At 56.1% G+C, this 11,374-nt stretch carries 7 protein-coding genes, 1 tRNA gene and 2 pseudogenes; 6 read left to right on the top strand and 4 right to left on the bottom strand.

Features of this window, described 5'->3' with window-relative positions:
* Positions 1-197: 197 nt before the first annotated feature.
* Positions 198-1,244 carry a protease SohB gene (gene sohB, locus MHM37_RS16915; protein WP_239297414.1) on the top strand — a complete coding sequence of 349 codons (1,047 nt, stop codon included), beginning with the start codon at positions 198-200 and terminating at the stop codon, positions 1,242-1,244.
* Positions 1,245-1,270: 26 nt separating this feature from the next.
* On the opposite strand, the gene MHM37_RS16910 is transcribed toward sohB, so the two are convergent.
* Entirely contained in the window at positions 1,271-1,591 is a 321-nt protein-coding gene (locus MHM37_RS16910) for a metalloregulator ArsR/SmtB family transcription factor (RefSeq protein WP_139527673.1), read from the bottom strand.
* 296 nt (positions 1,592-1,887) lie between these two features.
* Between MHM37_RS16910 and MHM37_RS16905 the strand changes: the two are divergent.
* The 3 genes and pseudogenes from MHM37_RS16905 to MHM37_RS16895 all read left to right on the top strand — a co-directional run.
* Positions 1,888-3,810: pseudogene (locus MHM37_RS16905) on the top strand (propionyl-CoA synthetase); the annotation flags it as partial.
* Between the two features lie 180 nt (positions 3,811-3,990).
* Positions 3,991-4,659: a 7-cyano-7-deazaguanine/7-aminomethyl-7-deazaguanine transporter gene (locus MHM37_RS16900; protein WP_239297417.1), complete on the top strand. Its 669-nt coding sequence runs from the start codon at positions 3,991-3,993 to the stop codon at positions 4,657-4,659.
* 16 nt (positions 4,660-4,675) lie between these two features.
* Complete coding sequence (locus tag MHM37_RS16895) at positions 4,676-5,479, top strand: alpha/beta fold hydrolase (RefSeq protein ID WP_239297418.1); 804 nt, start codon at positions 4,676-4,678, stop codon at positions 5,477-5,479.
* Here the strand turns inward: MHM37_RS16895 and MHM37_RS16890 are convergent.
* Positions 5,460-6,845 carry an exonuclease domain-containing protein gene (locus MHM37_RS16890; protein WP_239297419.1) on the bottom strand — a complete coding sequence of 462 codons (1,386 nt, stop codon included), beginning with the start codon at positions 6,843-6,845 and terminating at the stop codon, positions 5,460-5,462. The genes MHM37_RS16895 and MHM37_RS16890 overlap by 20 nt on opposite strands.
* Positions 6,846-6,890: 45 nt before the next feature.
* Positions 6,891-7,973 carry an ABC transporter substrate-binding protein gene (locus MHM37_RS16885; protein WP_343218260.1) on the bottom strand — a complete coding sequence of 361 codons (1,083 nt, stop codon included), beginning with the start codon at positions 7,971-7,973 and terminating at the stop codon, positions 6,891-6,893.
* Between the two features lie 222 nt (positions 7,974-8,195).
* Between MHM37_RS16885 and MHM37_RS16880 the strand changes: the two genes are divergently transcribed.
* Positions 8,196-9,902: a potassium/proton antiporter gene (locus MHM37_RS16880; protein ID WP_139527662.1), complete on the top strand. Its 1,707-nt coding sequence runs from the start codon at positions 8,196-8,198 to the stop codon at positions 9,900-9,902.
* Positions 9,903-9,960: 58 nt separating this feature from the next.
* Positions 9,961-10,051 (top strand) — tRNA-Ser (locus tag MHM37_RS16875).
* Between the two features lie 350 nt (positions 10,052-10,401).
* Here the strand turns inward: MHM37_RS16875 and MHM37_RS16870 are convergent.
* Positions 10,402-11,250: pseudogene (locus MHM37_RS16870) on the bottom strand (IS630 family transposase); the annotation flags it as partial.
* Positions 11,251-11,374 lie beyond the last annotated feature (124 nt).

Below are 11,374 nucleotides of genomic sequence, written 5' to 3'. Positions count from 1 at the left end.
GTTGTCGTTGCTTGTTTATGCAGCTTGATGTCCATGAACCTGTTCCCGGATGAATTGCTGAAGAAGCTCCCTGGCGGCTAGCAAAGGATAACTCCTATAGGCGATTTGATCATCCGGAACATTACAACTAACGCCAAAAGCAGGCTTGATTGATAACAAAAAAGCAAACGTTTCAAACACAGCAGAGGAGAGTGATGATGGCTGAGTGGGTCGTGGAAATGGGCACATTCTTACTGCAAACCACGCTGATCATGGGGGCCGTCGGGCTATTGCTGATCATCGTTATGCGCAGCAAAGAGACTGGCGAACATGGCCTGAAGCTGCATGTCGAGTCGCTCAATGATCAGCGTCGGGCACGCCAGCGCCGTCTGCGTGTGACGACGACCGTCCAAGGGGCGCGTAAAAAGCTCATCAAAGCGTTTCGTCAGGAGGAGAAGGCCAGGCAAAAAGCAGCCAAACAAGGTCATAGTGGCAGTTCATCGCAACAAAACGTTTGGGTCTTGGACTTTCATGGCGATATCAAAGCGTCTCAGGCGGAACGGTTTGCCCAGGAAGTTTCTGCGGTGATCGACGTAGCCAGTGGCGATGATGAAGTCATCGTCAGGCTCGAATCAGCGGGCGGTCTGGTACATGCCTATGGCCTAGCAGCCGCCCAGCTCGATCGGCTCAGAGAAGCGGGTCTGACGACGACGGTGTGCATTGACAAAGTGGCTGCTAGTGGAGGCTATATGATGGCCTGCACGGCCAGTCACATCAAAGCCGCACCATTTGCAGTGATCGGCTCGATTGGCGTAGTGGCGCAAGTGCCGAATATCCACCGCTTGCTCAAACGTAACGATATCGATGTCGAGCTGCTGACTGCCGGTAAATACAAGCGTACGTTGACGGTTCTGGGAGAGAACACCGAAGAGGGGCGCGAGAAGTTCATCGATGATTTGGAAAACACGCACCGTTTGTTCAAAGAGTATGTCTCCCGACATCGTCCAGAGATGGATATCGACACGCTCGCGACAGGCGAAATTTGGTATGGCAGTGAAGCGTTGGAGCAAAAACTGGTGGATAGTATCGGTACCAGTGAGGCTTACCTAGTGGAGCGGATCGCCAACGCACAGGTGTACCGCGTCAAGCTAGAGCCGCCGAAAACACTTAGCCGTAAGGTGGGGTTGGCGGTGTCGGCGGGGGTAGAGCATGCCATTGTGAAGGTGCTAGGCGTGGTCGATGCCGCAGGGTGGCAGCGCCGCTAACATCGGTGGCTGGCGGCGATGGTGCGCTACGCCGCATAGTGTTGCGCCAGGGTGGCGATGATCGCCTTGGCGCTTTCACTGCTCAGAGAGTAGTAAATGGTTTGTGACTCCCTGCGGGTATTGACCAACTGGTCACGACGTAAGATGGCTAGATGCTGTGACAAGGCCGATTGGCTCAACGAGAGCTGCTGATTGATTTGTGTCACTGACAATTCTTTCTCAGCCAGTAGGCACAGAATCTGCAAGCGTTTTTCGTTGGCTAGTGCTTTAAGCAATTGCGTGCCCGCCTCGATGGCGTGACCATTATGTTCCAGAAGTCGTGTAGCGGCGCTCGTAGAAGCAGACATGAAAATCTCCTTGCCTACACTGTTATGACAGCGTTGTTATAGGTTATGTAGCCATCGTCGCGTCGCGAGGATTGGGTTGTTTAATGATCAGTAATTTAGGGGTTTTTGTCCAAATATGGGTTTAACGCTCTATCAATGATAATAGGTCGTGCGTTGTCGACAATACTGGCGTTTGGATGCGTCTTTGGTCGCGTTTACACCCATAGTATGAGGGTGGGTTGGTGAATTACTTTATAAAGTGTCGACAATCCATCTTTGCTTTAAAGATGCTCTTTCATTGACACAATAATCACAAGGTCACCATGAGCCTCTACCAGCGTACCTACCAACACGCCATCGAACATCCAGACATGTTTTGGGCCGAGCAAGCCAAGCGAGTGCCCTGGTACACACCACCTAGCACCATTCTCCATTACGATGAGCAGCAGCATGCGCGCTGGTTTCACGATGGAGAGCTGAATATCTGCTACGCCGCCATCGACTACCATGTCGAGCAAGGTCGCGGCGATCAGCCTGCGCTTTACTGGGACTCCCCGGTCACCAACTCAAAACAAACGCTGAGTTACCAAGCGCTGCGCGATCGAGTGGCGCATGTTGCGGGCGGGCTCGCCAAGCTGGGCGTGAACAAAGATGATCGCGTGATCATCTATATGCCCATGGTGCCCGAAGCGATGATTGCCATGTATGCCTGCGCCCGCTTGGGCGCGGTTCATTCGGTGGTATTTGGTGGTTTTGCCCCCCATGAGCTGGCGGTTCGTATCGAAGATGCCGAACCCAAAGTGGTCATCGCTGCCTCCTGCGGTGTCGAAGTCGATAAAGTGCTGCCCTACAAGCCGATCGTCGACAAAGCTATCTCTCTAAGCAGCTTCAAGCCCGATGCTTGTGTGATCTACCAGCGCGATGTGCACCGCGTCGAGCTGCAGCCTGGCGATGTGGATTGGCAGACGCTGGAGGCAGAGGCGCTTTATGTTGAGTGTGTCCCCGTCAAAGCCACCGACCCGCTTTACATACTGTATACCTCTGGCACCACTGGGAAGCCGAAAGGGGTGGTGCGTGACACCGGCGGTTACGCCGTCGCCTTGGCCTACTCCATGGAAGCCATCTATGGGTTGAATCCCGGCGACGTCATGTTCACCGCCTCCGATGTGGGGTGGGTGGTGGGGCACTCCTATATCGTCTATGCACCGCTACTGCGTGGCTGCACGACCATCGTCTACGAAGGCAAGCCCGTTAAGACCCCGGATTCAGGGGCGTTCTGGCGCTTGATTGATGAGTACAAAGTGAAAAGCTTCTTCACGGCGCCCACGGCGTTTCGAGCCATCAAAAAAGAAGACCCCGAAGCCAAGCAGTTAGAGCAGTACGATATCAGTAGCTTGCAGCACTTATACGTGGCAGGCGAGCGTCTAGACCCGCCTACGTTCCACTGGTTAGACGACCTGCTCGATGTGCCGGTGATCGACCACTGGTGGCAAACCGAGACCGGCTGGCCGATTGCTGCCAACCTGCCAGGCATCGAAGCGGCGCCCACCAAAGCGGGTTCTGCGACATACCCCGTGCCTGGGTTCGACGTGCAAATAGTAGATCGCGATGGCGAACAGGCACCCGCCATGCAGCAGGGCAGTGTCGTCATCAAGCAGCCGCTCCCCCCGGGGTGTCTGGTAGGCATTTGGCGAGACCCACAGCGCTTTCATAGCGCTTATATGGCGGCTTACCCAGGTTTTTATTTGACCGGTGACGGCGGCTACTTCGATGAAGAGGGCTACCTTTTTATCATGGGGCGTACGGATGACGTGATCAATGTCGCCGGACATCGTCTCTCTACCGGTGAAATGGAAGAAGTGGTGGGGGCGCATCCTGCCGTGGCTGAGTGCGCCGTAATCGGTATTCACGATGAGTTGAAAGGTCAGGTGCCGGTCGGGTTGGTGATCCCCAAAGATGGCTTTAATGGCGATGAGGCAACGCTTGAAGCCGAGCTCATCGAGCGGGTTCGCGATCACATAGGCCCCATTGCGTGTTTCAAGCAAGTGCTGGTGGTCAACCGGTTACCCAAAACTCGCTCTGGTAAGATATTGCGCAAACTGCTGCGTAATATCGCCGATGGTAAATCCTTCGGGATACCCTCTACCATCGATGATCCGACCAGCCTGGACGATGTGCATACCGCGATGCGCGAACGCAATGTGGGTGCCGCTGATCAGGCTACTCCCACCGATCACTAATGCTGTGCTGCACGCGCCACCGCCCTGTAAGAGCCTAGCTGCCGGGGCGGTGGGGCGGCTAGATACGTTCCACTGCCTTTCATTACTGCTGGTAACGCGTATAATGCGCGCCCCAGTAGCGCTTATGGCGCTTTTTTGAGGGTTCCCTAACCCCTCTCCATTAAAAAAAGGTCAATTCGCATGTTCGCTTTAACCGACGCTCAGCATCGCCGTTGCCTCATGGTGATGGTCGCTTTCCATATCACCATCATCGCCGCCAGTAACTACCTGGTGCAGCTACCCTTCACGCTATTTGGTTTTCACACTACCTGGGGCGCCTTTAGTTTCCCATTTATCTTTCTGGCGACTGATTTGACGGTTCGCCTGTTCGGTAAAGGACCTGCGCGTAGTATTATTTTGCGCGTGATGTTTCCCGCGCTGCTGGTCTCCTACGTCGTATCCGTGATTTTTCCGCGAGGCAGCTTCGCTGGCATCGAAGCGCTTGGCGAGTGGAATCTTTTCGTGGCCCGCATTGCAGTGGCAAGTTTTCTGGCATACGTGCTCGGCCAGCTGCTGGATGTGCAGGTGTTCGATCGCTTGCGCCAGTGGGCTTGGTGGGTCGCGCCCGTTTGTTCGACGATCCTGGGCAATCTAGCGGATACGTTTGCCTTCTTCGCCACCGCCTTCTATAACAGTCCTGATCCTTTCATGGCGCAGCACTGGGTAGAAATTGCTGCCGTCGATTACGCTATTAAGCTGGGCATTAGCCTACTGTTCTTCCTGCCGCTTTATGGGCTGCTGCTGGCGTGGCTCACGCGTCGCTTGGTGGTATGGACGGGACAACACGACGCCTCACCGCGAACCGCTTAACCGATAAGGACGTAGCATGACCGACCGTGCCCCCGTGGATCTTTACGTGATGGACCTGCCCGCCGAGGCCGATGAGACAAGCCAGCCGCTGGTAGTGATTCATGGCTTGCTCGGTAGCGCCGACAATTGGCGCTCTCACTTGAAAGTGTGGCAGCGAAAGCGTCGGGTGGTCGCGGTGGACCTACGAAACCACGGACGTTCTCCCCACGCCGAAGGCATGAGCTATCGGGCCATGAGCCAGGACGTGTTAGCCGCGCTGGATAAGTTGGGCATCGAGCAAGCCCACGTGTTAGGGCACTCCATGGGCGGCAAGGTGGCCATTACGCTGGCCCGCCAAGCCCCACAGCGCTGTCTCTCACTGATGGTGGCCGACATCGCCCCAGTGGCCTATCAGCACGGCCATGACGACGTCTTCGCCGCGCTTGAGCAGGTGCGCGAAGGTCAGCCTACCAATCGGCGTGAAGCGGATGCCTTGCTGGCGGAGCATGTCGATTCACGGCCAACGCGTCTCTTTCTAGCCACCAATCTAGTGCGTGATGAGCAGGGTGTGATGGGCGTGCGGGTGGGGTTGGACGAGATCAAGCGCGGTTACGAGGCCATTATCGGCAAGCCCGACGGTGATGCCCCGTACGACGGAGCCACGTTGGTGCTTCGCGGCGCCGACTCTCACTACGTTAGTGACGACATGCTGCCCGCGCTGCGTGAGGTGCTGCCGCGAGCCCGGCTCGTCACCCTCAAAAACGCCGGGCACTGGCTACACGCCGACCAGCCCGAGGCGTTTCAGCAAGCCATCGATGCTTTCATAGCGGCGCAATCGTAAGGCCGTGCTGGTCGGGCGCGCTCAAAAAGCGGTTGAGGATGCGATAGGTATCCATGTCGAATTGTGGCGCGTCCTCCGTCAGCGCTTGAGCGCAGCGGTGGGTCGTGGCGCTCCCCAAGTAGCACCAATGGTCGACCACATGATATGCAATGGGGCCGCCTCGGCGGCTCTGCTCACGGATGACGATACGGCCTGGCCACGGCCATGCGCTCACCTGCAGTTTGGCCAGTGCTCGCTGCGCGCGCAGGCTATGCGCTTCCAGCGGTTCCTGCTGACAGCACGCGCCACGGCATTTGCCTAGCTGTTGCGCAAAGCAACGCCCTTTGCCTTTCTCCAGGCCCAATACACGAGGGCAAAGGCCGTGCTCTTCGGCCACACTTCGTAGCGCTTCTTTGGCCTCTTTGGCACTCCTAAATAGACCGAACAGCTTGCCCGGCTGAGGCTGGCTGATGGCCTTGCCGCTCACCAGTGTGGGACAAAGGGCATTGCTCGGCCAGTACCACGTTTTCAGACTCCCTTGGCGGCGTAGCTGGCGGTTCATGATGGGCATCAACGTCTTGACGAGCTGTGCTTCGCGTAGCTGAGCGCTCATATCCCCCGCGGTTTCCTCCCACTCGATATGCTGGATCTGTTGAGCAAGACGCATTTCTTTATCGTCTTGATGGTCGCGCTGAAAATGACCCAGCACTCGACTGCGCAGATTGACACTTTTACCCACGTAGAGCGGCAAACGGTTATGCCCGTAAAAAAGATACACGCCGGGGGCGCTAGGCAAATCGGCGATCTGATCGCTGGAGAGCTGCGCTGGCAGACTGCGATGGCGCTGTTCATCGGTAAGGGCCGCCTGAAAACGCTCCGTTTCACATTCGCGTCGCCAGGTTAGCCATAGCTCCCATAGCGCGTTGGCATCGTCTTCGGCGCGGTGCTGATGTGCCCTAGGAATATCGAAATGGGCCAGCAGAGCGGTCAAGTTATGCGTGGGCAGCGTCGGGTGTAAGCGTCTTGCAAGGCGCAGCGTGCATATCACCGAAGGTTGGTAGCGATGGCCAGCGCGTTTGAACTCGTTGCGTAAGAAACTAGCGTCGAATCGCGCGTTATGCGCGACCAGGCAGGCACTGCCGAGCCATGCCAGCAGCTTCTCGGCGATGTCAGAAAACGTAGGGGCGTTGGCCAGCATGTCATCATAGATGCCGGTGAGCTGACTGATATGGGCGGGCACACTGGTCTGAGGGTGAATCAAGCAGACAAACCGGTCGACGACGTCACCGTCCACTACCTTCAGTGCCGCGATTTCGGTGATCCGGTCACGAGTGGCCCGAGTGCCGGTGGTTTCGATATCGATAAACACTAGTGGGGTATCGTGCATAGAGCTCCAGCGCGTGATGGATGTGGCAGGTAGCTAAGGCGTGGGTCAACGCGTCATGAGAAGGTGTGGATTCACCGCGAGGCGCGCTACAGGAAGCTCGTCAGAGATCGCACCAGCGTTTTGTAAATAGCGCTCGAACGCTGCATAGCGCCGCTCATCCAGCGCCGCCGGGCTTAGCGCGACGCGGCGAAGCAGATCATCCCATGTGGTTTGATGAATGGGATTATCCAGCACGGGGTGAGTCGTGACCAATAGCGACCACGCCTCGTCCGGGTGCTCGATCATCCAATTGCTGGCTTCTTCCACCGCCAACAGTACCCGCGACCACGTTGTGGCTCGACGAGCCACGGAATCGCTGTTAGCTACGAGAATGAGTCCGTCGTGGCGGGGGATATCTAGCTCGCTGTAGCGAACGGTGTGGGTGACGATGCCATCGGCCGCCAGTTGCGCGGGCAAGCTGTGGTAAAAACCATCCGCCACGGCATCGACTCTGCTCGAACGGAGGGCATCAGCGGCATCGAAATGCACGCTTTCGGGCGCAACGAAGTCATCCACTTGGCGCACCGAGCGTGGCAGTAGTCGCTCTACCAGCACGTCACGCCCTTCGCGGGTAGAAAAGCCGTAGTGCAGGTCGGCCAGGGTGTCCTCGACGTTGGCAGGTGCGGGCGCTTCGCCCGCCACGATCACGGCGTTGAGCGGTGTCTCGATCAACGTGGCGATACGGACGATGGGCGCCCCTTCATGGGCATGTAGATGCAGAAGCGGCTGGCGAGTCAGGGCTAAATCGACCTCGCCGGCTGACAAAAGCTTGATGGCAATGGATGGGTCAGCTGGGGTCGATAGGGCGATATCCAAGCCTTGGGCGGCGAACAGTCCGCGCTCTTTTGCCACGATAAGCGCCGCATGCTGTGGGCTCAAATACCAATCTAGCATCAGCGTAAGTTGTTTGAGCGGTGGCGGATCAAGGGGCGGTGGCGGTACCACTGCCATGCTGGGAGCTTCTTCGAGTGCCTCTATTGCCCGGTCGTCATCGGCAGGCCACAGCCCCTCGGGTAGTCTTACGGTGCTATCCAAAGAGAGCGGCGGCTCAGTGATCTCTGCTTCACGCTCTTCGTTTGCGTAAGTCACTGAAAATGAAAATAATAAAATAAGGACCCATGACAGAGCTATTAATGAACGTTCACGCCAAAAAGCGTTCAACATAACCTCAACTCCCGATGGTAGGACGGCGGAGTTTAGCTGTCAGGCAAAGCATCTGGCTAGTCCCTTGCATAAACCTAGCGAACACGCTCAGTAAATTCAGCAACGACATGCAATAATAGAACGGCATTAATGTAGAGATGGAGAGACATGGACGCAATTTATACGTTCTTCCTGGTGGGTGGTTCCCTAATGGCGCTCAGCATCCTCGCGAGTCGTCTCTCTTCCATGGTGGGCGTACCGATACTGCTGATTTTCTTGGGCCTAGGGATGTTGGCCGGAGAGGAAGGCCTGCTAGGCGTCGAGTTCGATGACTATTCCATGGCCTTTACGATCGGCCATCTAGCGCTCGCCATGATTCTGCTCGACGGTGGGTTGCGCACGCGTCTTAAAACGTTCCGAGTCGGGTTTCGTCCTGCGCTCTCTCTGGCGACGTTCGGTGTCTTCATTACCAGCGCCATCGTTGGCGTCATCGCCATGTGGGTCTTCGATCTCTCTTTGGTGCAAGGGCTGCTGGTAGGTGCCATCGTCGGATCTACCGATGCTGCGGCGGTCTTCTCCATGTTGAGCGGGCGGGGAGTGAACCTTAACGAACGGGTAGGGGCGACGCTGGAAATCGAATCGGGTACCAACGACCCGATGGCGATCTTTCTAACACTGATGCTGGTAGAGCTGCTGGTCGGTGACATCGGCGGTGTCGGCGAAACGTTGCTGTTCTTCATTTCTCAGTTTGGTATTGGGTTGGCAGTCGGCATTGGGGGCGGATGGCTTAGCGCCAAACTGCTCCGCTGGCTGGACTTGGCACCTGGTCTTTATGCCATGCTGGCGTTGGCACTTGGCTTTAGCGTGTTCGGGTTGACCAGCGTGCTGGGAGGCAGCGGCTTTTTAGCGATTTATCTAGCGGGCCTGATGATTGGTAATCAGCCAGGCCGCCACCTCAATTTCATCCTGCCCGTACACGATGGTTTGGCCTGGTTGAGCCAAATCGGCTTGTTCTTGGTGCTGGGATTGCTGGTGACGCCCAGCCAGCTTTGGGACGTGGCCCTGCCCGCTGGCTTCGTTGCGTTGGCGTTGATCTTCGTCGCTCGCCCGCTGGCCGTCTTGATTAGCATTAAACCCTTTTTCAAATTCCGTTGGCGCGAAACCCTCTTCATTGCCTGGGTCGGCCTGCGCGGAGCCGTTCCGATCGTGCTCGCCATTTTTCCAGTGATTGGCGGAGTCGAAAACGCGTCGCTCTACTTTAATGTCGCCTTTGCGGTGGTGCTGATGTCGCTGCTGATTCAAGGCGGCTCTCTCACCCTCATGGCCCGCTGGCTGAAAGTAGAAGTACCCGCGGGTACCACGCCCAACCGTCGCGGTCCACTGGGCATCCTCCCGGATAACGACTTTGAGATGTTCGTTTATGTCGTCGAAAACGAAGACCTTGAAGACGTTCCAATCCGATTGCTGCGCTTCCCCTCGGGTGCGCTGATTTCGGCGCTGTTCCGCAATCACGTCATGCTGCATCCCAAGGGCAGCACCCGGTTGAAACTTGGCGATGTAATCTGTGTGATTGGTCGTACGGAAGACCTGGTCGCGCTCAACCGACTGTTCAATGGCGATGCCAAGCTCAAACAAGAACGCGCCTTCTTTGGCACCTTTACCTTGGACGGCAACGCCCAAATGCAGGATATCGCCCAAGCCTATGGCTTGACACTGAGCCCCGGCGAGCAGGAGATGACGCTCGCAGAGTTCGTCTCTCTCAGAGTCGGCGGTCACCCTGTGGTCGGTGACGACGTAGATTGGCACGGTATCCACTGGGTCGTCAGCGAAATGGAGGGTGGCATGATTACCCGCGTCGGTTTGAGGCTCTACTAATTTATTCAAAAGGCGTTGACTTACAAGGAGAAGCTGTTAGTATACGCACCCATAAGCCGGAGGGATGGCAGAGCGGTTGAATGCACCGGTCTTGAAAACCGGCATAGGTTAATAGCCTATCCAGGGTTCGAATCCCTGTCCCTCCGCCAAGTATTACGAATAAGCCGCTGATTTCAGCGGCTTTTTTGTGTCTTAAATTTATCCAGCCCATACCTCAGCCCATACTTTGGTTTTGGCTCCCATTGATCAAAGCTGAACCTTTTTGGACGTAGCCCCTCTCCTCAGGCTTCTTGTTGCTTCCCTTCGGTTGCTCCAACAGATCCTTCATGCATCTACCTACACGAGGGATGATAGACCCTTGCCTTAGGATTCCTTATAATAATGAGGTTTTAATTTGTTATTTGACTGTCGAAGCAGCTGTTAAAAGTCATTGATGTCACGAAAACTCTAAAAAGCAGCTTTTTGCGTTTCAACCAATGAATAGTGCAAAAGTAAGTGGCTATTCAAAATTTATCGTGCGCTCAGACCCGTAGCCGTCGAGTAGGCGACAGACCTCCTTGCTGAGGTGGTCAAATGAGAGATAGGCACTCAACGGTAGCCATGCGTACTTCATCTGCCGCCACAGAATCTCTATCAGGTTAAGCTCCGGCGAGTAAGCCGATAGGTAGACCAGATGCACACGATGCGACATCCACTCGAGTATTTTCTGCCTGAAGGCCTTGGAGCGATGCATGCTGGCATTGTCGAGCACCACCACGGCAAAGGTGTCGGGGTCTTTCTGGGCTACAAAATGGTCAAACGCGTCGATGACCGTATCGGTGGTCACGGACTCGGTGGCGGTGTGATAGATCAGCTTCCCTGCTCGGCTGAGGAACCCCAGTACGTTCAGCCTTCGGCTATGTGAGTAGGCGGGCACTTCGCAAGGTTTACCAATAGGGCTCCACGCGTATGGCACCGACGATGATTGTGAAAAGCCTGATTCATCAAAGTAATAGAGCTCATGTTCGCCCTGGTCTTCCCGCTGGTGAAGCGCCTTGAGGAGGCCCTGAGTGTTGCGAAAATCAGTTTCATCACGGCGTGCCTTCAATGAATGTCGAATACGCTTGAAGCTGAGCCTATTTTTTTTTAAGCGCCCTGCGGAGCGTCACCATGCTGACCTTTTTCCCCGTCTCCTCCTGAAAGCGGGCGTGCAAGGAGCGGAGCTGATGGGGCTGTTCTGCGACCAGCCATCAAGGCCCGACGCTTCCCATTGCTTGAGCCATCGTGATACGGCATCGCGACGAACCTGCAGTATCTCACTGATTTGATTGATGGTATGGCCTTGATTGCTTAACAGGATGGCATGAGCCCCCACTGTCAAGCTAGTTGGAGTGTCAGCGGCTGTTAGACTCTGAACGATGTGGGGCGTGACGAGGTTCCGATGAAGTACTCCGACGAGCGCCGGGAAGCCATCCTCAAGAAGCTGCTCCCGC

It is taken from the genome of Halomonas sp. MMH1-48 (assembly GCF_022348105.1).
Lineage (GTDB): Bacteria > Pseudomonadota > Gammaproteobacteria > Pseudomonadales > Halomonadaceae > Vreelandella > Vreelandella piezotolerans.
Note: the sequence above shows the minus strand (reverse complement) of the source record. Positions and strands in the feature narration are given on the sequence as shown.